17 protein-coding genes are annotated in these 20,868 nt (G+C 64.0%); 9 read left to right on the top strand and 8 right to left on the bottom strand.

The annotated features are described in order from the left end of the window. Positions 1 to 33 precede the first annotated feature (33 nt). Complete coding sequence (locus DWV00_RS16735) at positions 34 to 1,293, top strand: sensor domain-containing phosphodiesterase (protein ID WP_115534724.1); 1,260 nt, start codon at positions 34 to 36, stop codon at positions 1,291 to 1,293. An 8-nt stretch (positions 1,294 to 1,301) separates the two neighbouring features. Here DWV00_RS16735 and DWV00_RS16730 read toward each other — a convergent pair whose 3' ends face one another. Both DWV00_RS16730 and DWV00_RS16725 read right to left on the bottom strand, forming a co-directional pair. Continuing rightward, complete coding sequence (locus DWV00_RS16730) at positions 1,302 to 5,771, bottom strand: DEAD/DEAH box helicase (RefSeq protein WP_115534723.1); 4,470 nt, start codon at positions 5,769 to 5,771, stop codon at positions 1,302 to 1,304. Continuing rightward, a complete protein-coding gene (locus DWV00_RS16725; protein WP_147297914.1) occupies positions 5,768 to 6,454 on the bottom strand; it encodes a BPSS1780 family membrane protein in 687 nt (228 codons plus the stop codon). The genes DWV00_RS16730 and DWV00_RS16725 overlap by 4 nt, the downstream gene beginning before the upstream one ends. 297 nt (positions 6,455 to 6,751) lie before the next feature. Here DWV00_RS16725 and ggt point away from each other — a divergent pair, with 297 nt between their 5' ends. The 3 genes from ggt to egtD all read left to right on the top strand — a co-directional run bounded on the left by ggt (position 6,752) and on the right by egtD (position 11,118). Continuing rightward, a complete protein-coding gene (gene ggt / locus DWV00_RS16720) occupies positions 6,752 to 8,458 on the top strand; it encodes a gamma-glutamyltransferase (protein WP_115534974.1) in 1,707 nt (568 codons plus the stop codon). Positions 8,459 to 8,885: 427 nt separating this feature from the next. After that, positions 8,886 to 10,115: an ergothioneine biosynthesis protein EgtB gene (egtB, locus tag DWV00_RS16715; RefSeq protein ID WP_115534721.1), complete on the top strand. Its 1,230-nt coding sequence runs from the start codon at positions 8,886 to 8,888 to the stop codon at positions 10,113 to 10,115. Further along, on the top strand, positions 10,099 to 11,118 hold the full coding sequence (egtD, locus tag DWV00_RS16710; RefSeq protein ID WP_115534720.1) for an L-histidine N(alpha)-methyltransferase: 1,020 nt from the start codon (positions 10,099 to 10,101) through the stop codon (positions 11,116 to 11,118). Before egtB ends, egtD begins: the two co-directional genes overlap by 17 nt. Before the next feature lie 59 nt (positions 11,119 to 11,177). Here egtD and DWV00_RS16705 read toward each other — a convergent pair whose 3' ends face one another. From DWV00_RS16705 to pdxR, 3 genes are all read right to left on the bottom strand, one after another. After that, positions 11,178 to 11,456 carry a hypothetical protein gene (locus tag DWV00_RS16705; RefSeq protein ID WP_115534719.1) on the bottom strand — a complete coding sequence of 93 codons (279 nt, stop codon included), beginning with the start codon at positions 11,454 to 11,456 and terminating at the stop codon, positions 11,178 to 11,180. 195 nt (positions 11,457 to 11,651) lie between these two features. Then, complete coding sequence (locus DWV00_RS16700) at positions 11,652 to 11,933, bottom strand: hypothetical protein (RefSeq protein ID WP_115534718.1); 282 nt, start codon at positions 11,931 to 11,933, stop codon at positions 11,652 to 11,654. A gap of 76 nt (positions 11,934 to 12,009) precedes the next feature. Further along, positions 12,010 to 13,518 carry a MocR-like pyridoxine biosynthesis transcription factor PdxR gene (gene pdxR / locus DWV00_RS16695; RefSeq protein WP_115534717.1) on the bottom strand — a complete coding sequence of 503 codons (1,509 nt, stop codon included), beginning with the start codon at positions 13,516 to 13,518 and terminating at the stop codon, positions 12,010 to 12,012. A gap of 134 nt (positions 13,519 to 13,652) precedes the next feature. Here pdxR and DWV00_RS16690 point away from each other — a divergent pair, with 134 nt between their 5' ends. Next, positions 13,653 to 14,369 carry a GNAT family N-acetyltransferase gene (locus DWV00_RS16690; protein ID WP_115534716.1) on the top strand — a complete coding sequence of 239 codons (717 nt, stop codon included), beginning with the start codon at positions 13,653 to 13,655 and terminating at the stop codon, positions 14,367 to 14,369. Positions 14,370 to 14,383: 14 nt separating this feature from the next. Here the strand turns inward: DWV00_RS16690 and DWV00_RS16685 are convergent, their stop codons facing one another. After that, a complete protein-coding gene (locus DWV00_RS16685) occupies positions 14,384 to 15,259 on the bottom strand; it encodes an aldo/keto reductase family oxidoreductase (protein WP_115534715.1) in 876 nt (291 codons plus the stop codon). 155 nt (positions 15,260 to 15,414) lie between these two features. Between DWV00_RS16685 and DWV00_RS16680 the strand changes: the two genes are divergently transcribed. Then, positions 15,415 to 16,311 carry a LysR family transcriptional regulator gene (locus tag DWV00_RS16680; protein WP_115534714.1) on the top strand — a complete coding sequence of 299 codons (897 nt, stop codon included), beginning with the start codon at positions 15,415 to 15,417 and terminating at the stop codon, positions 16,309 to 16,311. A 292-nt stretch (positions 16,312 to 16,603) separates the two neighbouring features. On the opposite strand, the gene DWV00_RS16675 is transcribed toward DWV00_RS16680, so the two are convergent. Next, positions 16,604 to 16,969, bottom strand: coding sequence for a type II toxin-antitoxin system VapC family toxin (locus tag DWV00_RS16675; RefSeq protein WP_115534713.1), 366 nt, complete (start codon positions 16,967 to 16,969; stop codon positions 16,604 to 16,606). After that, positions 16,963 to 17,181 carry a ribbon-helix-helix protein, CopG family gene (locus tag DWV00_RS16670; protein ID WP_115534973.1) on the bottom strand — a complete coding sequence of 73 codons (219 nt, stop codon included), beginning with the start codon at positions 17,179 to 17,181 and terminating at the stop codon, positions 16,963 to 16,965. Before DWV00_RS16670 ends, DWV00_RS16675 begins: the two co-directional genes overlap by 7 nt. A gap of 304 nt (positions 17,182 to 17,485) precedes the next feature. On the opposite strand from DWV00_RS16670, the gene ampC reads away from it, so the two are divergent. From ampC to DWV00_RS16655, 3 genes are all read left to right on the top strand, one after another. Next, positions 17,486 to 18,658 carry a class C beta-lactamase gene (ampC, locus tag DWV00_RS16665; RefSeq protein ID WP_115534712.1) on the top strand — a complete coding sequence of 391 codons (1,173 nt, stop codon included), beginning with the start codon at positions 17,486 to 17,488 and terminating at the stop codon, positions 18,656 to 18,658. A gap of 109 nt (positions 18,659 to 18,767) precedes the next feature. Next, a complete protein-coding gene (locus DWV00_RS16660) occupies positions 18,768 to 19,586 on the top strand; it encodes a GNAT family N-acetyltransferase (protein ID WP_115534711.1) in 819 nt (272 codons plus the stop codon). 51 nt (positions 19,587 to 19,637) lie between these two features. Next, a complete protein-coding gene (locus DWV00_RS16655) occupies positions 19,638 to 20,693 on the top strand; it encodes an AraC family transcriptional regulator (RefSeq protein WP_115534710.1) in 1,056 nt (351 codons plus the stop codon). Positions 20,694 to 20,868: the final 175 nt, after the last annotated feature.

Raw genomic sequence — 20,868 nt, 5'->3', positions numbered from 1 at the left:
ACGCTAGATACAGAGAGGCGACGCATACGCCTCATGACGATCGCCACCTCAGCTTTCGACTCCAACCACGCCACTGCTGCCATGATCGATGCCCTCGCGCCCGGACTGCCGCGGCTGGAAAGCGCCTTTCAGCCGGTGCTGTCGCTGGCCCACGCGGCCGCCGTCGGGTATGAAGCCCTGTTGCGCGCGACGCACGACGGCGTGCCGTGTTCGCCCGAGGAGGCATTCGGCATTGCGCGGCGGGCAGGGCGCTACGGCGAGTTCGAACGCGCTTGCATGCTGCATCACGTGCGCCGCTTTGTCCGCCTCGGAGACGAGGACAGCGTGCTGTTCCTCAATGTCCATCCCGACGTGCTCGCCGATCCGGTGCACGGGCCCGCGTTGGCGGACGATCTGCTCTCGAGCGGGATGGCGCCGGAGCGCATCGTCATCGAGATTCTCGAGGCGAAGCAGGAAACTTCATCGATACTCGGTGAAGCCGTCGCGCGCCTGCGCAGCTTGGGGTTCCTCATCGCGCTCGACGATTTCGGCGCGGGGCTGACGAACCTGGGCCGCGTCTGGGATTTGCGGCCCGACGTCGTCAAACTCGATCGTGAATTGATCTGTAAGGCGGTTTCCAGCTATCGGAACGCGCGAAGCCTGTTGCGGCTCGTCGATCTGCTGCACGACATCGGCACGTATATCGTCGTCGAGGGCATCGAGACCGAGGAGCAGGCGCGGCTCTCCGCCGATTGCGATGCCGATTTTGTCCAGGGCTATTATTTCGGCCGGCCGACGATCGAGATCGAATCGGCCAAGGCGCTGACGGGCATCTGCGCCGCCAGTTGCAACGATCAGCTCACGGATGCGCGCAAGCTGCGCCGCGTGCGCGATTTGGACGAGTTGGCCCAGTACCGCCACGCGTTCGGTCTATTGAAGAATGCATGGTGCTCGGGCCTTCCGATCGAGATGGCTGCGCAGCATTTCTTGGCCTGCGAGTGGGCATTGCGCGTGTACGTTCTCGACGACACGGGCCGGCAAGTCCGCGAGAACGTCGAATCGGACCGGCACGATCGTTGGCGGCGGGCTACCTTTCCCATATTGGAGCGCGCCGCCGGAGCGAATTGGTCCAAGCGCACCTATTTTCGCGACGCGCTCGTGCATCCGGGCGAGACGATCGTCAGCGAGCCCTACATGTCGGCGAGTTCGAAGAATCTGTGTGTCACGTTGTCGGCCTACGTGAACGTGGACGGCCGCGGTTTCGTGCTCGGTGCGGACATCTTGTTCGAGGGGCTGTGCCACGTGCTCGCCTGAGGGCGAGATTATCCTCGATGCGCGAGGCAAAGCCGTGCGGCTTCCTTCTCCGCGGCCGTCAATTGCGCCGCGTAATCGAACTGGCCGGCGATCAGCGTGGCCGCGCAGGTGCCGTCGCGCAATGCGATGCGATTGCCGACCAGGGCGGGTACCTTCTCGCCGGGCAGAATCGTGCCCACTATATTGAGCGGATCAGCCGCGCATACGCAAACGAATTGCCCGTCCGGTTCGCGCTTGCGCACGTCGCGCAGCAGCGCCAGGGCTTCCGGCAGCGCGAATTGCTCGCCTGATAGCCCACCCACGAAACGGCCGCCGCGGATCAGGCCGCGGGCTTCCATTCGATGGAACACATGCAGCAGGTCGCGCCAGCGCGGCATCCACGCGGGTTCGCGTTCGAGCAATTGCCAAAACATGACGCCATAGCGGCGCAGCAAGGTCATCGCGACATGCTCGATCGCATCCGGCGGCAGCGCATGGGCACCGGCACGCGAGAGGGCGGTTTCGGCTCCCGACGGCTGCTCGGCATGCTCCAAGGTGCCGGGTTCATCCTGCTGAGCGGGGCGTCGCAGCAACGCCCATCGTCCGGCATCCTGCATCCCGCCGATGAACGCCCCGCGATGGGCACCGCGCCGCGCCGTCGCGCGGGCGCCGCGGTGGCGCGAGACGGCGGGCGCGATGAGCGCGCGCAACCCCGCGAAGCTATCGGCGTTGACGAGCCCGGCTGCGACGAGTTCGCCGAGCGCGCCCTCCACTTCGAGCGGCAGCGCCCGGGCCTCCCCGACCAACTCGTCGAAGAACATGGCGCCGTGGCGCGACAACGCGTCGAACAGCGTTCGAGCGCGCGCCGATATCGCTTCCGGTACGGCGGTCCCGGCCCCGACCCCGACCGCACGCCGATCCGCCAGCGCATGCCAGGCCGGCAAATCGCGCCGAGGCGCGATGAGGATCGGCGTCGTTCGCACCGGTGCGCCGGCGCTTCGTCCGTCCGCGGCGAAGCGGGCCCAGACGAATTTCCCCGAACGGCATAGTTCATCGAGCGTTACGCCCGTATAGTCGCGCAGTCGCGCCGGCAAAATCTCTTCTTCCCAAGCCGGCGCAGCCGCTTCGAAGCCTTCGAGCTGCTCGAGCGTGGCCGCGAGCGCTTCGCGTCCCATCCCGCGCGTACTCGGTGCGAGGCGCTGCCATTCGATCAGGAAGCGCACGAAATCGGCGCGCTCGACGGGCTCGATCTCGCGGCGCAGCCGCTTGATCGTGTATCGATGAATCCGCGCCAGCAAGTGGCGCTCGCACCATTCTTCCTGCTGCGCGCCGGGCGTAAAGCGTCCGCGCATCGCATAGCCTTCGCTTTCGAGCTTGACGAGCGCGGCCGCGACGCTCGACGCAGGCAGGGCCAGGCCCCGCGCGAGCGCCGATACGGGCTCCGGGCCGAGGCCGGACATCCGCGCGCGCAGCATGTCGACGAGCGCTTCGTCGTAGGCCCAGGTTTCGTCGAATCCCTTGGGTGGAGCGAGTCGCGGCGCGAACACGGCGTCGGGATAGACGGCGCGCAGACAGGTCAGACGTTCGACGGGCAGCCAGAGCGCTTCGTCTTCGGCCACCTGCATGCGCGTCGCGCGCCCCGAGCGCGCGAGCGCGTCGAGCCATTCGCGCCAGCCCTCGTGGGCGTGTGCCTCGCTTTCACCCACGCAGGCGAGCCCGATCAACGCCTCATGCATCTCGTCTTCGTTGCGCGCTTGCGGCCAAGCCTCGACTCGAACCGCCGCGATCGCGTCGGCATCGAGCGCGCCGAGATCGGATGCGTCCTCGGGATCGGTCCAGCGGCGCGAGAGGACCGCCTGCGTGCGGCGTTCCTCGAGCGGCGCATCGTCGAGGAATGCATAAGGGCGCGCGTTGAGGATCTCGGCGGCCAACGGCGAGGGGGCGGACAGCTCGCGCGTGACGAGCGCGACGTCGCCATGCTCGATGCGCCGCAGCAGCGCGAGCCATCCTTCGCAGTCCATCGCTTCGTGCAGGCAGTCGTCCACTGTTTGATCGACGAGCGGATGATGCGGCAGCTCGCGTTCGCCGACGATGTTTTCCAGGCACGCGACCTGATCCGGAAAGACGGCCGCGAGCAAATCCTCGCTCTTCATGCGCTGCAACTGCGGCGGCGTCTTGCGGCCGCCCGTGAAGCGCGGCAGCGCGAGCGAAGTCACGGCATTCCAGCGCCAGCGTACGTTGAAGAGCGGGGCGTCGAGCAAGGCCTGAATCAGCACATGTTCGGCGCTGTTCGAGTGCAGAAAACGCCATACCTCGTCGAGCGCGAAGCTGTGGCTGCCCGTCAGCGAGAGGACGATGGCGTCTTCCGTTGCCGCGGCCTGCAGTTCGAAGTTGAACGTGCGGCAGAAGCGCTTTCTTAGCGCGAGGCCCCACGCGCGGTTCAGGCGGCTGCCGAACGGCGAATGAATGACGAGCTGCGTGCCGCCCGATTCGTCGAAGAAGCGTTCCATGACGAGCGTGCGCTGCGTCGGCAGGACGGACAGGGCCGCTCTGGCGCGTGCAAGATAATCGACGATTTGACGCGACGCGCTTTCGTCGATGCGCAGCTCGCTCATTAGCGCATTGACGACCGGCGCATGCGACGCGCTCGAGTTGCCGGGTTCGGAAGATGGGTTGGGCGTGCCCTTCGACGATAGCTTGGCGCTGCCGAGCATTTCGTCGACGCGCGCTCTGAGCCTCGAAATGGCCGCGGACAGTTCGTCGCTGCGCCCCGGCGCTTCGCCGAGCCAAAAGGGGATGTTGGGCGCCTGCCCCTCGGCGTCGACGACGCGTACGCGCCCCGGCTCGATGCGGGCAATCTTGTACGAAGTATTGCCGAGCTGAAAGATATCGCCGGCCAGGCTCTCGACGGCAAAATCCTCGTTGACGGTCCCGATGTTGAGGCCCTGCGGCTCGAGCAGCACGGCGTAATCGGCATTGTCGGGGATCGTTCCGCCCGAGGTCACCGCCGTCATCTTCCCGCCGCGGCGGCCGCGCAGCGTGCCTTTGACGACGTCTCGGTGAATATACGCGCCGCGCGGGCCATGGCGGCTCGTATAGCCTTCGGCCAGCATGCGCAGGATCGCATCGTATTGTTCGCGTGCGAGACCGGCGTAGGGCGTCGCGCTTTTGACGCAGGCGAACAGGGCGTCTTCGTGCCACTCTTCGCAAGCCACTTCGGCCACGATCTGCTGGGCGAGCACGTCGAGCGGCGCGCGCGGCAGCGTCAGCGCGTCGAGTTCGCCGCGCCGTACGCAATCGATCAACGCGGCGCATTCGATGAGATCGTCGCGCGAGTTCGGAAACAGCCGGCCCTTCGGCATGCCGCCCACTTGGTGGCCCGAGCGCCCGACACGCTGCAGGAACGCTGCGATCGCGCGCGGCGAGCCGAGCTGGCAGACGAGGTCGACGTCGCCGATATCGATGCCGAGTTCGAGCGAGGCCGTCGCGATCAGCACGCGCAGCGTTCCCCCCTTCAAGCGCTGCTCGGCGTCGAGCCGATGCTCCTTCGCCATGCTCCCGTGATGGGCCGCGACGGCATCCTTGCCGAGGCGCTCGGTCAAATGGCGCGCGGCGCGCTCGGCCATGCGCCGCGTGTTGACGAAGATCAGCGTCGTCGCGTGCGTGCTGGCGAGTTCGGCCAAGCGGTCGTAGACGCGCTCCCAGACCTCGTTCGCCATGACCGCTTCGAGCGGCACGGGCGGCAATTCGAGCGCGAGATCGCGTTCGCGATGATGGCCGACGTCGACGATCGCGCAGCGCGCGCCCTCGTTTGCCCCGACAAGAAAGCGCGCGACGGCTTCGATCGGCTTTTGCGTGGCGGATAAGCCGATGCGCGGCAGGCGGCGTTTGCACAGGGTATCGAGCCGCTCGAGCGAGAGCGCGAGATGGGCACCGCGTTTGCTCGCGACCATCGCGTGAATTTCGTCGACGATGACCGTGCGCGTGGTGGCCAGCATGCGGCGTCCCGAATCCGACGACAGCAGCACGTAAAGCGATTCGGGCGTCGTCACGAGGATATGCGGCGGACGCCGCTTGTGTGCGTTGCGCGCTTGCTGGGTCGTATCGCCGGTGCGCACCGCGGTGCGGATGTCGATGCGCGGCAGATCGAGCCGCGCGAGTTCCTCGCCGATGCCCGCGAGCGGCCGCTCGAGATTCGCGTGGATGTCGTTCGAGAGCGCCTTGAGCGGCGAGACGTAGACGACGAGCGTTTCGTCGGGCAACGCACCGCCCTGCGCGAGGCCGTCGCGCACGAGTTCGTCGAGCGCCCACAGAAATGCCGTCAACGTCTTGCCCGACCCCGTGGGGGCGGCCACGAGCGTCGATTCGCCGGCGCGGATGTGCGGCCACGCGCGCGTCTGCGCATCGGTCGGGGCGGTGAAGGCCGACTCGAACCAGGCGGCGACGGCCGGATGGAACAAGGCGAGCGCGCCGGTGCCCGACGTTGCTTTCGCGTTCATTTCGGAGGAAACATATCGAGGCTCGCCGCATACGTGGACAGATAGACGAGCGGGGCGACGACGAGCATCGCCACGCCGAGCGTCAGGACGCCGGCGAGCATCAGGCCCGCGGTGATCAACCCGTAGACGAGCGAGGCGGATCCGTTGCGCCAGGTGGCCGTGAAACTCGCGCGCATGGCGTCGCCCGGCGTGGCGCCGTTCAGCACGATGAGCGCGGGCGCGAGCCATAGCGCCATCGTACCGATCAGCGCGGCTGTCAAATAGAGCGCGCCGGCGATCAGCGCGAGCAGGGAGCTTTCGTTGCCGGCGCCGCCGAACGCGAGCAGACGCAGCGCGCTCGAGGCGCGATCGCCGGTCAGATCGCAGACGATCGCGATCAACAGGCCGAAGACGGCTGCCGCGAACAGCGGCTGAAAGTTCGTGCGGATCCCGCGCACGACATCGGCCAGCCCGGCCGAGCCCGTCGTGCGGCATCGATCGGCGGCACTGATCATGCCGCCGGTCCACAGCACGGTAAAGACGGCTGTGAGGTCGCTCGCATAAGGCAATTCATAGAGGACGGCCGTGGCGAGCAGGTCGATGACGCCAAGCAGGATCCACGTGGCCGGTTGCTGCTGAAACACCGTCCAGCCCTCGGAGAACCACTTCGAACCTTGACGAGCGGCGACCGCGCGCATATGCATGTAAAACCTCTCCCGAACGAAAGGAAATTGAAGACCGGCTGAAAACGGGCCGACGACCGGCAATCCGCAATTATCGCCCGGCGGACCGGACGGGGGTTCGGAACGGGCGCCGCAAAAAAACGTGCCTGCCCAAGCCGGGGAAAATCCTACGCCATTTCGTTATTTCGGAATGAAAATGCGCGTGCTATAAGCGACGGACAGGTCATTTCGACTATTGCCGTGCCGTAGCGTTGCCTGGAATTGGAGACCGCAGACCACCATGGAGGATCGCCAATGAACACGATGACTCGAATCGGAATGTCCGCCCGCGTGAAAGGATTGATCGCGGTTACAAGCGTCGCGCTCGGTTTCGTCTCGGCCGCGCCGGCCCTGGCGAAGACGGGCGCGCAGCAGCCCGTGTTGGACGCGTCGGCCATGGCCGTGGCGGACGGGTTCAGTGCCGATGCGGCCCAGCAGATTTTCAAGGAAGGCGGCAATGCGGTAGACGCCGCCGTGGCGGTGGCGTTCACGCTCGCCGTGACTTATCCCGAGGCGGGCAACATCGGGGGCGGCGGCTTCATGACGCTTTACGTCAACGGCAAGCCGTACTTCATGGACTATCGCGAGCGGGCGCCGCTGGCCGCGACGAAAAACATGTACCTCGACAAGGACGGCAACGTCATCAAGGGCATGAGCTTGGTCGGCATGCGCGCGGTCGGCGTGCCCGGGACCGTCGAGGGGATGTGGGAAGTGCAAAAGCGCTTCGGCAAGCTGAAGTGGAAGCAGGTGCTCGCCCCGGCGATCCACTACGCGCGCGACGGCTTCGAGGTCAGCGAACAGTTGCAGGAGCGGCGCGATAACGCGGCGAAGGATTTCGGCGACAAGACGAACTTCGGACAATATTTTGGACAGCTGAAGGCCGGCGAGACCTTCAAGCAGCCTGAAATGGCCGCGACGCTGACGCGCATCGCCGATCAAGGCGCCAAGGGCTTCTACGAGGGCAAGACGGCCGGCCTGATCGCCGCGGCGATGAAATCGCGCGGCGGCCTCATCACGAAAGAGGATCTGCGCGAATACAAGGCCGTATGGCGGCAGCCCGTTGAGGCCGACTGGAACGGCTTTCGTGTGATCACGGCGCCGCCGCCGAGCTCGGGCGGTGTCGGCCTCGTGCAGTTGCTGAAGATGAAGGCCGATTTGAAGGACGACTTCACGGGCGTCAAGCTCAACTCGCCGCAATACATTCATCTCGTCGCCGAGATCGAGAAGCGCGTGTTCGCCGACCGGGCCCAGTATCTCGGCGATCCCGATTTCTACAAAGTGCCGGTCGCGCAGCTGATCGACGACCCCTATCTCGCGAAACGCGCCTCGGAGGTCGATCCGAACAAGCCCAGCGACACGAAGTCGGTGCAGCCGGGGCTCGGCACGTCGATGCCGGAGAAGGCCGAGACCACGCACTTTTCGATCGTCGACAAATGGGGCAATGCCGTCTCCAACACCTACACACTGAACGGCTATTTCGGCTCCGGTGAAGTCGTGGACGGCACCGGCATCGTCCTGAACGATGAGATGGACGACTTTTCGGCGAAGCCCGGCGTAGCGAACATGTTCGGCGTCGTCGGCAGCGACGCGAACGCGATCGCGCCGAAGAAGCGGCCGCTGTCGTCGATGACGCCGACGATCCTGACGAAGGACGGCCAGGTGGCGATGGTGATCGGCACGCCCGGCGGCTCGCGTATCTTCACGTCGATCTTCCAGGTGATCAGCGATGTCTACGACTTCAATATGCCGCTCTCCGACGCCGTCGCTGCCATGCGCTTCCATCACCAGCTGCTGCCGCCGAACACGATCTTCTGGGAGCCGTACAAGCCGATCGAAGGCGAACTCGCGCAGGCGCTTGAAGCCAAGGGCTACGTGCTGAAGGGCCAAAGCTTCAACGGCGATATCCAAGTGATCAAGGTGGACGGACGCACCCCGGAGGCCGTGGCCGACCCGCGCGGCCGCGGCGTGACGCGGATCGTGCAATAAGCGCGGCAGCGGCTGCGTGAGGGTGCATGACGGCGCGAGCCGCGATGAGCGGCCGCGCCTTTGTCCGCTCATCGCGTCGCAGTCGCGGGAGGCCTGGAACGCCGATTGCTCCGATGCCCGGATGCAAAAAGCACCGCTCAAGCTCTCCCTCTGGCGAATCCCGCCAAACTCCCCGTTCGACGCGACTCGGCTCGAACGATTCTTGTCACGGCTGTCTCATATGATCGACGACGCGATCGCGCGTGGGCTTGCGGTGCATTCGCATGGTTCGCATCGTTCGCGTCGTTCGCATGTCCAGCGCACGTGCAAGCAGCCGCGCCGAAAACACTTTAAATTAGAACGCTTCGCGGTCAGGGCACCGCGACCTGCACAACGATGATGGTCCGGTTTTTGCCGGCCCGTCCTTTCCTTTGACAGGAGCGCACCGATGAGCATCGTCGTATCTGAATTGCAGCGCGCTTACGACGAGGTTCGGCGGCACAGCATGGCGCTTGCCGAACCGCTTTCGACGGAAGACCAGGGCGTGCAGTCGATGCCCGACGCGAGCCCCACGAAGTGGCATCTCGCCCATACGACGTGGTTCTTCGAAACGATCGTGCTGAAGCCCCACCTGCCGGGGTATCGGCCGATCGACGATCGCTACGCCTACCTCTTCAATTCGTACTACGAAGCATTGGGGCCTCGTCATGCGCGCCCGCAACGCGGTCTGCTGACGCGGCCGTCCTTGCAAGACGTGCATGCCTACCGGCGTCATGTCGACGAATCGATGTCGATGCTGATGACGGGCGCGGACGCCGACACGCGGGAGGTCATCGAACCGCTCATTACGCTCGGCTTGCATCACGAGCAGCAGCATCAGGAGTTGATCCTCACGGACATCGTGCATGCGCTCTCGTGCAATCCGCTGATGCCGGCCTATCGTCCCGAACCGGGCAATACCGATACCCCGTCCAAGCAAAAGGCAAGGCGTGCGCAGCCGGTCGAGTGGCTGCATCAAGCGGGCGGCGTTGTCGGTATCGGCCATGAGGGTCGAGGCTTTGCCTTCGATAACGAGGGGCCGCGCCACGAATACCTGCTGCGGCCGTACGACATCGCGCACCGGCTCGTCACATGCCGCGACTACCTGGCGTTCATCGCCGACGGCGGCTATGCGCGCGCCGAGTTTTGGCTGTCCGACGGTTGGGCCGCCGTGCAGCGCGATGGATTGACCGCACCGATCTATTGGGTCCGCGACGAGGGGCATGCGGACGACTGCGGGAACTGGCGCGTCTTCGGCCTGTCGGGCCTGACGGCGCTCGATCCCGATGCCCCCGTTTCGAATCTCAGTTTTTATGAAGCGGCGGCCTACGCCGAGTGGGCGGGCGCCAGGCTGCCGACCGAATTCGAGTGGGAGGCGGCGTTCGACACGCCGGGCATCGAGCAGATGACGGGGCACGTCTGGCAATGGACGCGCTCCTCGTACGACCCTTACCCGGGGTTTCGTCCGTTGGCCGGCGTAGCGGCCGAATACAACGGCAAGTTCATGGTGGGGCAGCAAGTGTTGCGCGGCGGCAGTATCGCGACGCCGCCGGGGCATACGCGCCGCACGTATCGCAACTTTTTCCCGCCGGCGGCCCGCTGGCAATTCACGGGAGTACGCCTTGTACGAGACAACTGACGCAGCGGCGCTTACGGGCGCGCCCCCTCGGCAGCTCCGAGCCGATCGTAACGACAGTGCGTTTTGCCGCGACTTGCTGGCCGGCTTGTCCAAGACCCCGCGCAGCGTCGCACCGAAATACTTCTACGATGCGCAAGGCTCGGCGCTGTTCGATCGCATTTGCGAGCTGCCCGAGTATTACCCGACGCGCACCGAGCGCCGCATTCTCGAACGGTACGGGCGCGAGATGGCCGAGGTGATCGGGCCGCAATCGGACATCATCGAATTCGGCGCGGGCTCGCTCGAGAAGATTCGCGTGCTGCTGCGCTCGTTCGATGCTCGCGCATTGCCGCGCCGGTATTTTCCGATCGACATATCGGCCGCGCATTTGGAAGAGGCCGCGCGCCGGCTGCACGCCGAATGCCCATGGCTGCAAGTGAGGCCCGTCGCGGCCGACTACATGCAGGAAGACAGGCTGTCGGCGCTCGACGCCTCTACAGGCCGCAGAGTGGGGTTCTTTCCCGGTTCGACGATCGGCAACTTCGATCGCGACGAAGCGATGACCTTCCTGCGATTGGCCGCGCGCTTGCTCGAAGGCGGCGGCTTGCTCGTCGGCGTCGATCTCGTCAAAGACCCGCAAACCTTGCATCGCGCTTATAACGATGCACAAGGCGTGACGGCGGCGTTCAATTTGAATTTGCTGAAGCGGGCGAATGCGGAGCTATCGGCCGATTTCGATTTGCGCCAATTCGCGCATTACGCGTTTTACGATCCGTACCGATGCCGGATCGAAATGCATCTGCTGAGCCGATGTGCGCAGACGGTTCATGTGGCGGGGCAGGATTTCAGCTTTGCCGAAGGAGAAAGCCTTCATACCGAAAACTCGCACAAGTTCACGATCGAAGGCTTTCGGAAGCTGGCTGTGGCGGCGGGCTTTCGGCCAGGCCCCGTCTGGACCGACGAAGCGCGCCTGTTCAGCGTGCATTGGCTCGAAAGCCCGGTGGGTGGAACGGGGGCGTCGTAGTCGACGCCCGGCGGTTGGGGCTTAACCGATCCGACCTACGACTCAGCCGGGCTAGCCGCTTAGTCTCGGCCCCAACCGTGATGCTCGTGCCACTCGTGTTCGCGCCATTGATGCTCGCGCCACTCGCGGCGGCGCCATTCGCGTTGGCGCCAGCCGTCGTCGCCGCGCCAGTAGCCTACGGCGACCGGCGGCGGCGCGACATAGACAGGGGCCGGCTCGACGTAAGCCGGTGCGGGGATACCGATGCCAACGCCGATATCGACGTGGGCCGATGCAAGCTTGGACATCGCGAGCGCCGCGACACCGATACCGATCACTGCGACGAGCTTCTTGTTCATGGGGTCACTCCTTGCGCGTTACTTGCGCTCGTTTCTGTTGAAGACGAGCCCAGTGTAGGGGTGGCCCCGCGATACATGTGAAAGAGCCATGCGAGATTGGTAACGCTCCATTACGGGCGGATTACGGCTCGGTATGGCGGTATGGCGCTTTATGTGGCGATTTTTTGGCGGAGCCCCGACCGCGCGCGTCCCCGTCTAGTTCGCTTTCGCCAGAGCTTGCCGCAACAGTTCGTCGAGCAGCCCCGTCATGCCTTCGGGATGCACGGCTGCGCGTTCCTTCAGTTCTGCGACGAGGTCGCCGTCGAGCTTGCACGCGAACGCCACCAGGCCTTTCGCCTGGTCGAGCTTGCGCTGCTCGCGGCGATTCGCCGGCGTTTCGGCCGCGCCTTTGCCGAAGCGGTCGGACTGCGACTGCTTCATCGATTGTGTCAGTTTCAGCGCCTTGTTCTTTTCAAGGTCGAATTTCTTCATTGCCATGGCTTACGTCCCGCGGGTTGGATCGATGAGCCGCGTATTGTACGCAGTCCTTGCCGCCGCGCCGATTTGCATCGATTTACGCTGATGTCGTCCGTTCCGCCTTCGCTTGCCGGTCCGCTTCGACCAGCTTGGCCAGGCGCTGAATCAGCGGAACGAACAGCGACTCCGACGTGTTGCCGTAGCCGAGCACGAGGCCGTTGTCCTCGGGCAATGGATGCATGGCAAAACGCGACAGCGGCATCGGCGCCATCTCGAACGCGCGCGCGGCTTCGGCGATGCGCACGTCGGAGCAATCGCCGGGCAGCCGGATGGTCAAATGCATGCCGCTGTCGCCGCCGTCCACCGTGTGCGGTACGTCGAGATATTGCTTCAAGGCTGCGCGCAAGGCATCTTGGCGCCGCTTGTACAAACGGCGCATGCGTCCCAGATGGCGGGTGAACTGCCCGCTCTCGATGAACTCGGCCAAGGCAAGCTGTTCGTAGCGGTGACCGCCGCGCAGCGTCTCCTTCAACAGCGGCGCGGCTTTCGCGGCCAACGCTTCCGGCAGGACGAGAAACCCCAAGCGCAGCGACGGAAACAGCGTCTTGCTGAACGTGCCCACGTAAAACACCGGCGCATGCGGGAGGAGGCCTTGCATCGCGCCGACCAGTTCGCCCGAATGGCGATACTCGCTGTCGTAGTCGTCTTCGATGATCCAGGCGCCGTGCTGCTGCGCCTTGCCAATCAGATCGAGCCGGCGCGCCGCTGTGAGCACGGCGCCTGTCGGATATTGGTGAGAAGGCGAGGTATAAACGAGCCGTGGCGTTTGTGTGGTCCATGCGCTCTCGGGGATGGCCAATCCGTTCTCGTCCACGCGCATGGGGATGACGTCGAGATCGCCGCAGAGCATGGCCGTCTTGGCGCCGCGGTAGCCAGGATCTTCGACCCAGGCCGTATCGCCCGGATTCGTGACGAGACGCACGCACAGCGTCAATGCTTCCTGCGCCCCCTCGGTGATGACGATTTGTTCGGGCTCGCAGCGCACGCCGCGCGCGACGGCGAGGTGCCGCATGATCGCCGTGCGCAAGGCCGGCTCGCCTTGAGGGTTTCCGTACCAGAGGCCCGACGTTCCCGCGCCCCGCACGGCACGATCGAGGCAGTTTTTCCATGCGCCCAAGGGAAAGCGCGCGAGCGCCGGCACGCCGGGCCGCAGCGCCAGGTTATCGCCGGCGTTGAGGGTGCTGTCGCTCACCCGAGCCGCTCGCTGCGCGATTGCCGGCGCGGCCGTCTGTCGCGCCGCGCGGGGGCGGCCTGCGGGCCGCTCGAGCGTGCTGACCCGCGTTCCCTGGCGGCTGAGCGCGATATACCCCTCGGTGCCGAGCAGCTCATAAACAGTGGTAACGCTATTGCGCGAGATGCCGAGCGCGGCCGCGAGCGCTCGGGAGCCCGGCAAGCGGCAGCCCGACGGGAAGCGGCCGTCCAGGATCGCGCCTCGAATGCGCTGGTGCAATTGCCGCTGCAGCGAGGCGCCGTTCCGATCTCTAACGAGCGGTGTTTCGAGCAGTAGGTCCAGCACGGGGCCGGCGGACTCGTCAAGGTCTGGCATGCGGGTGGAAAGCTCCGTGGATCCGCTACGTCGATCGTATTCGTGGCACCATCAAATCGTGCTTTTGTGGCTCTTTTCTGCGGGCCACGAGAAATTCTAAAGTGTCCCGTCCACAACGCCAATCGGGAGAACCCATGTCCAACTTGACCAACGAATACGGCCAACCGATCGGCGCACCCGTGCCCACCTGGTCGGCGCGACCTCTGCCCAGCGCCGAGACGCTCGCAGGGACATATTGCCGCCTAGAACGGCTCGATGCTCAGTGCCATGCCGACGATCTTTACGCGGCTTATCGGGCGGCGCCCGACGGCCGCGACTGGACCTATTTGGCGGTCGGGCCGTTCGACGATCCACAAGTCTACCGGCGCCACGCCGAGGCGGCGGCACGCAGTACCGATCCGCGACATTACGCGGTCATCGATCTCAAGACCGGGAAGGCAGTCGGCACGCTGGCGCTGATGCGCATCGAGCCGGTACACGGTGTCGTCGAGGTGGGTCACGTCACGTTTTCGCCGCTGCTCAAGCGCACGCCGATTTCGACGGAAGCGCAGTTCCTGTTGATGTCCTATGTGTTCGACGAGCTAGGGTATCGGCGCTACGAATGGAAGTGCGACAGCTTGAATGCGCCGTCGCGCGCGGCCGCGGAGCGCCTCGGCTTCGAGTTCGAGGGCATCTTTCGGCAGATCGTCGTTTATAAAGGCCGCAATCGCGATACCGCGTGGTTCTCGATCGTCGACAAGCAATGGCCGCTGCAAAAGCAAGCATTCCAAGCTTGGCTCGCCGCCGATAACTTCGACGAGCAGGGCCAGCAACGCAAGTCGCTGGCCGAGTTGAGAAAGCTCTTTTCTTGACGAAATAACGAAAGCTACCCAGCGAGGCGCCCGACCGCATCGAGTTCGGCGAGCGTTTCGGCGGACAGATGCAACGCCTCGGCAGCCATGTTTTCGCGCAGATGGCCGAGCGACGACGTCCCCGGTATCAGCAGGATGTTCGGCGCCCGGTGCAGCAGCCATGCGAGCGCCGTCTGCATCGGCGTGGCTCCGAGCGATTGCGCGATCTTCGATAGCGCGGCCGACTGAATCGGCGAGAACCCGCCCAGCGGGAAAAACGGCACATAAGCGATTCCCTGCGCAGCCAGGTCGTCGATGAGCGCGTCGTCGTGCCGATGCATCAAGTTGTAGTGGTTCTGCACGCAGGCGATCGGCGCGATGTGCTGCGCTTCGGCGACCTGCGCCGCCGTGGCATTGCTGAGCCCGATGTGCCGGACGAGTCCTTCGCGCCGCAGTTCGGCGAGCGCGGTGATTTGTTTTTCGATCGATCCTTCCTTCGGCCCATGCGTATCGAACATGAGCCGCATGTTCACGACGTCCACGGCATCGAGCTTCAGGTTGCGCAAGTTGTCATGCACCGCGCGCCGAATATCCTCGGGCTCTTGCGCGGCCAGCCATGATCCTCCGTCTCCGCGAACCGCACCGACCTTCGTCACGATGACGAGCGATTCGGGGTACGGATGCAGCGCCTCGCGGATGATTTGATTCGTGACGTGCGGCCCGTAAAAGTCGCTGGTGTCGATGTGATCGACACCCAGTTCCATGGCTTCCCGCAGCACGCTCAATGCTGCATCGCGATCCTTCGGCGGGCCGAATACGCCGGGCCCGGCCAGTTGCATGGCGCCGTAGCCGAGGCGGCGGACGGTATGTCCGGCGAAGGGGTAGGTAGTTTCGACTGGCGATGAGGACACGGCGCTTTCCTGGTTGGTTGGTCGACGCTGTGGATTATGGAAGCGATTGCATTGTTCGATAATCCGATTTAAGTTGCACAGGCCGTTCAAAATTATGAACAATGAACGGTCCCAACGACCCCAACTGTCGCCACTGCTCTAACCTAACTGTTCCCATGGATTTCAATGACCTTGCGGCGTTCGCGTCGGTCGCACGCGCGGGCGGATTCCGCGATGCGGCGCGGGCGAGCGGGGTATCGGCATCGAGCTTGAGCACGGCGGTCAAGCGCTTGGAAAGCAAGCTCGGCCTGCGCCTGCTGAATCGAACGACGCGCAGCGTCGCGCCGACCGAGGCCGGCTTGCATTTGCTCGAGAGGCTGACGCCGTTGTTCGGCGAGATGGAAGCGGCGCTCGACGTTCTGAACGCGTTTCGCGATACGCCCACCGGCACGCTCAGGCTCAATGTGCCGTCGAGCGCGGCGCGCACGTCTTTGCCGAGTATCGTGGGGGCGTTTATCGCGGCTTATCCCGGTGTGCGTGTGGAAGTGATCGTCGACGATGGGTTCGTCGATGTGCTCTCGATCGGCTGCGATGCGGGCATTCGCTACGACGAGCGGCTCGAGCAGGACATGATCGCGATTCCGATCGGCCCGCGCGTGCAGCGCCTCGCGACGGCGGCGGCGCCGGGTTATCTCGCTGCGCGTGGAAGGCCGACTCATCCCCGCGAGTTGCTTTCGCATGCGTGCATGCGCATCCAATTCTCGAGCGGCGCGATGGTGACCTGGCAGTATCGGCGTGGCGACGAGACGTATCAACTGGATCCGGCCGGCCCGTTGCTCGTCAAGCCCGCGTCGTCGCTAGATTTGGCTATCAGCGTGGCGGTCGGAGGTGCCGGCATCGTTCATCTATTCGAGGACATGTTGCGGCCGTACTTCGACAGCGGCCAGTTGGAACCCATTCTCGAACCTTGGTGGGTCCCGTTCACCGGGCCATTTCTTTATTACCCCGGCCATCGGCACGTGCCGGCGCCGCTGCGTGCTTTCATCGATTTCGTTCGGGAGGGACAGGGATGAGGTGGCCGCAAGTAGATGCGACGACGCGTTGGGCGCATTGAGTTCATTGGCGGAAAACGGCCAGCATGGCCAGCATATGGCGCGCGTGATGCATTGCCGTTCTTTAGCGGCGACTAACATCGCCCCCTGTTCATCCAGGAGGGTATGTCATGTCGAATGTTTTCGAGGTCTCCGGTGCGCCCGAGTCCCATATCGCCGACGAAACGCCGGCGCGATATCGAGAGCGGCATAAGCGATCGGCCCGAAGCCCGGCGGGTTGATCCGTTTGCGATGCCGGGGCCGTTTAACGCCGCTACATCTTGTAAGGCACACGCACGCCTGGCTCGTCGGCAGGAAAATCCTTCGTGTTGCGGGAGACCAGCAGCAGGGAATGGGTATCCGCGGACGCCCAAACGATCGCATCGGGCAGGCGGATTCGGCGCCGCTTGCGGATTTCGACTGCTCGGCTGGCGATCTCGCTGTCTAGTCCAATGACGTGGAATGAGGAAAGCCAAGATCGAATCGCCGCCTGGTCGTCCACGGGCGTGCCCACGAGCACTTCCATCCATGTGATGACGCTGATGGCTCGTTCTTCATAGCGTGCGAGTTCCTTCTTGGCCGCAGCTACGCCTCCCAAGTAGTCGATCAGGATGTTGGTATCGAAGAGCGCTTTCACCATTCCGAGCGGAGCTTCTGCTGATATTCAAGCCCGTCGACTTTTTTGTCCTTCCACAGACCGAACACGTCAGCGCCTCGCGCGCGTTTGTGCGACGCAATATATGCTTCGATCGCATCGCGGATAACTGCGGCGCGCGGGCGCTGCTCAGCTTCAACCAATGCCGCGAGTTCAGAGAGCTGGGCATCGGGCAGGTCGATAAGGATCCGGCTCATATCAGGGGCTCCAAGCGTGATATCCATATCATATATCATCCCGCGCTCTCTCGCATGGGCCGTGTCGTTCAAAATAATCGAGCTCATAGTTTTTCTTTACCCTTTCTCAAATGATCGTCGTTTGTCTTCGGCTGCCGATCGGCGGATATTTCCGCATCGCCGCAGTCAACGCGAGCATCGATGCGATGCCGGACGTCAGCTGATATGCAAGCGGAACTGTTGAGTCGCGCCAGTCTCGCAGACGCTTTGCTCATGTTCGTCTCAAACATTCACCGAAGTACCAAACCCCTGGAGAATCAGACCGATGAAAGGTCGAATGATCAGCCTTGCCGCCACGATCGCCTTCGCCGCAGGCGCGGCGGCAACGATCGGCCACGCGGCCGAAACGACGAAAGCCAGCGTCCGTAAAGCCGTCGATGCCGTGATCGAGCCGCTCATGCAAAAGGACGCAATTCACGGCATGGCCGTCGGCATCATCGAAGACGGCAAGCCCTACGTCTTCAACTACGGCGTCGCATCGGCCTCGCCAAGCAGCCCCGTCAGCGATCGAACGCTGTTCGAGCTTGGCTCCGTCAGCAAGACGCTGACCGCGACGCTCGTTTCGTACGCTGACACGAACGGCGATCTATCTCTGTCGGATCCGGCGAGCAAATTTCTGCCGGCATTGCGCGACACGAAATTCGGTGCCGTCCCGCTCGTGAATCTCGGCACGCACACGCCGGGCGGCATCCCGCTGCAAGTGCCCGATCAAATCAAAAACGACGGCGACCTTACGGCATACTTGAAGGCGTGGCAGCCGGCCTATGCGCCTGGCACCTATCGCACTTACTCGAATATCGGTATTGGCCTGCTCGGCGATATCGCCGCGAAAAGCATGAACGACGACTTCACATCGCTCATGCAGCAGCGGCTGTTCCCCGCGCTTGGAATGAAGAACACGTTCATTGATGTTCCAGCCGCACGCGAGGCGGACTATGCGCAGGGCTATACGAAGCAAGGGACCCCGATTCGCATGTCGCCGGGCATGCTCTCGGCACCGGCTTACGGCGTGAAGACGACGGCGTCCGACGTGCTTCGCTTCCTCGAAGCGAACATGAGGCTCGCCAAGCTCGACGACAAATGGCAGCGCGCCGTCACGCAGACCCACACGGGCTACTACCGGGCAGGCTCGATGACCCAAGATCTGATCTGGGAGCAATACGCGTATCCCGTGGCGTTGGACGCGTTGCTGCAAGGCAATTCGGCGGCGGTCATCTTGAACCCCACGCCGGTATCGCGCATCGCACCACCGCAGACACCGAGCCAGGATGTCTGGATCAACAAAACCGGATCGACGAACGGCTTCGGTGCTTACATCGCCTTCGTTCCTGAAAAGCGTCTCGGGATCGTTCTGCTCGCCAATAAAAACTTCCCCATCGACGAACGTGTGCGCGCTGCGTATCAGATTTTGAGCGCATTCGAGTCAGCGCAACGATAGCGAGCGCGAACGCGAGCACGAACGACGGTGAGCCGCTATCATTGCCTCCCTTTTGCTCAGGCTGCGCGCGTGGCGATGCCACGTCGCCGCTCCAACGAAGTCATTTCGTATGCGTCGGCAACTACAAGAAAACCTAGGACTGGCAACGGATCTATTGCTGCATGCCGAGATCGGCTCGGTCTCGCATGACGATCGTTATGTCGTTATGCGCACGGCGCAGGCACCGGATTATTTCTCGGGAAATATGTTGGTCCTCGACGGCCGTCCCGCTCAGGACGACCGTCAACGTCTGGAGGACGACTTCGCGCGCCTCGTCGGCCTGCCGCCGTCGATCGCGCATCGCAGCTTCGCTTGGCCCGAGAACGAGGGCGAGGCGGGGACCGAGGGCGCGGCCGGCGCCCTCGATTCGTACGCCGCTCGAGGCTATGAGGCCACGATGTTCAGCGTGCTCGTCGCCGAAAGCAACGCCATCCATTGCGCGCAAATCAACGAGTCCATCGACGTCCGGCTTTTCGAATTCGATCGCGACTGGGACGATTGGGCGCGCATCTCGCTCGCCAACATGCCCGACCCCGAGAGCGAGGTATCACAACGGTGCGTCGAGTTTCAGCGCTCGGCCTACCGCTCGCTGATCGAGCGGCAGCGGGGCAATTGGTGGGGCGCGTTCCTCGACGGCGAACTCGTTGGAAGCTTGGGCTTGTTCTTTTTCGGAAGCATCGGCCGTTTTCAGTCGATAGTCACGCGCGAGGATCAGCGCAACAAACGCGTGTGCCGGACGCTGCTCTCGGAGGTCATCAAGCGCGCCGCCGGTGCGCGCGACCGCTTGGTGATCGTCGCCGACGAAAGCTATCACGCGATCCGGCTCTACGAAACGCTAGGCTTCGTGCGTCAAGGGCGCATCGGCAGTCTTTGCCAAGCGCCGAGCTAGCGAACGCGGGCAGCGCGGGGCGCAACGGGCACTGGTATCCTGACGCGACCTATGCATCGCTCGAACCTCGACGAATCGCTCGCGGCCGCGCAAAACGCGTCGCCCGAGCCGCCGGTCGCCACCGTGCCGATCTCCCTCGTGAAAGCCTTTCTCGCGGGTGCCGAGGCGCGTCCGGAAACGATTCGCCGCTATCTGGAAGAGGCCGGCATCGCGCCGGAACTGTTGGCCGAGCCCGGCGCGCGTGTAACGGAGGAGCAATTCTCGACGTTCTATCAGGCGATCGCCATCGCACTCGACGATGAAATGCCGGGTTTTTTCAGCCGCCCGCTGCGCAGCGGCACGCTGAAGTTTCTTTGCTTGAGCTTGCTCGACGCACGCAACCTCGAAACGGCGCTGCATCGCTTCTGTCAGTTCTTCCATATCGTGCTCGACGATTTCCGCTTGGAATCGCGGCGCAATGGGCCCATCGCTCAACTGACGTTGCGCGCCAATCCCGTGTTCCATCACATCGGGCCGTTGGGGCATGAGTTGATGCTCAAACTCGTCCACGGCGTGTCGTCCTGGCTTATCGGCCAGAACATCCCGCTGCTTCAAGTGGACCTGGCATGCCCGCGCCCGGCCCATGCGCTCGATCATCGCTACTTCTTTTCGGGGCCGGTGCTGTTCGACTGCGACGGGACGCTGATGCGATTCAGCGCGGCGTACCTCGACATGCCGATTCGTCAGAGCAAGCGCAATTTGGGCAAATTTCTCGCGCGCGCGCCCGGCGATTGGATCTTCGGTTCGTTCAGCGAGCAGTTGGTCAGCCATCGCGTGCGTCAATATCTGGCCGCGCAACTGCCCGACTTGCCGACGATCGAACAAGCGGCCGAGCACCTCCATTGCTCGGTCCGCACGCTCTGCCGGCGTCTTGCCGGCGAGGAAACCGCGTTCCAAGCATTGAAGGACGAACTTCGGCGCGACATTGCCATCCAGCGCCTCACGGAAACCGAGGAGACGATCATGAAGATCGCCGGCGATATCGGCTTCGACGATCCGAGCGCCTTCCACCGAGCCTTCCGCCATTGGACGGGCAGCACGCCCGGAACCTACCGCCGCCGGGCATAGCGCGATGCCCATGATTCTGGCCCTTTTTGATTTTTTGGCCAGATTTGTCAGTAGGTGGTCCGGTTTAGCCAGCCGGCGGCGGCCATTTCTCGTTACGATCTCGTTCATATCATCCCGACGTGGCCGTATATGTCATATCGTGCCATGCTGGTTTCCCACACTCCTTTGGACAGTT

The organism is Trinickia dinghuensis, assembly GCF_003367175.1.
GTDB classification, from domain to species: Bacteria; Pseudomonadota; Gammaproteobacteria; order Burkholderiales; family Burkholderiaceae; genus Trinickia; species Trinickia dinghuensis.
Note: the sequence above shows the minus strand (reverse complement) of the source record. Positions and strands in the feature narration are given on the sequence as shown.

Coding starts and splice junctions, on each gene's coding strand:
- DWV00_RS16735 (WP_115534724.1), top strand. CDS start 34: ATGACGATCGCCACCTCAGCTTTCGACTCCAACCACGCCACTGCTGCC.
- DWV00_RS16730 (WP_115534723.1), bottom strand. CDS start 5,771: ATGAACGCGAAAGCAACGTCGGGCACCGGCGCGCTCGCCTTGTTCCAT.
- DWV00_RS16725 (WP_147297914.1), bottom strand. CDS start 6,454: ATGCATATGCGCGCGGTCGCCGCTCGTCAAGGTTCGAAGTGGTTCTCC.
- ggt (WP_115534974.1), top strand. CDS start 6,752: ATGTCCGCCCGCGTGAAAGGATTGATCGCGGTTACAAGCGTCGCGCTC.
- egtB (WP_115534721.1), top strand. CDS start 8,886: ATGAGCATCGTCGTATCTGAATTGCAGCGCGCTTACGACGAGGTTCGG.
- DWV00_RS16705 (WP_115534719.1), bottom strand. CDS start 11,456: ATGAACAAGAAGCTCGTCGCAGTGATCGGTATCGGTGTCGCGGCGCTC.
- DWV00_RS16700 (WP_115534718.1), bottom strand. CDS start 11,933: ATGGCAATGAAGAAATTCGACCTTGAAAAGAACAAGGCGCTGAAACTG.
- pdxR (WP_115534717.1), bottom strand. CDS start 13,518: ATGCCAGACCTTGACGAGTCCGCCGGCCCCGTGCTGGACCTACTGCTC.
- DWV00_RS16690 (WP_115534716.1), top strand. CDS start 13,653: ATGTCCAACTTGACCAACGAATACGGCCAACCGATCGGCGCACCCGTG.
- DWV00_RS16680 (WP_115534714.1), top strand. CDS start 15,415: ATGGATTTCAATGACCTTGCGGCGTTCGCGTCGGTCGCACGCGCGGGC.
- DWV00_RS16675 (WP_115534713.1), bottom strand. CDS start 16,969: ATGGTGAAAGCGCTCTTCGATACCAACATCCTGATCGACTACTTGGGA.
- DWV00_RS16670 (WP_115534973.1), bottom strand. CDS start 17,181: ATGAGCCGGATCCTTATCGACCTGCCCGATGCCCAGCTCTCTGAACTC.
- ampC (WP_115534712.1), top strand. CDS start 17,486: ATGAAAGGTCGAATGATCAGCCTTGCCGCCACGATCGCCTTCGCCGCA.
- DWV00_RS16660 (WP_115534711.1), top strand. CDS start 18,768: ATGCGTCGGCAACTACAAGAAAACCTAGGACTGGCAACGGATCTATTG.
- DWV00_RS16655 (WP_115534710.1), top strand. CDS start 19,638: ATGCATCGCTCGAACCTCGACGAATCGCTCGCGGCCGCGCAAAACGCG.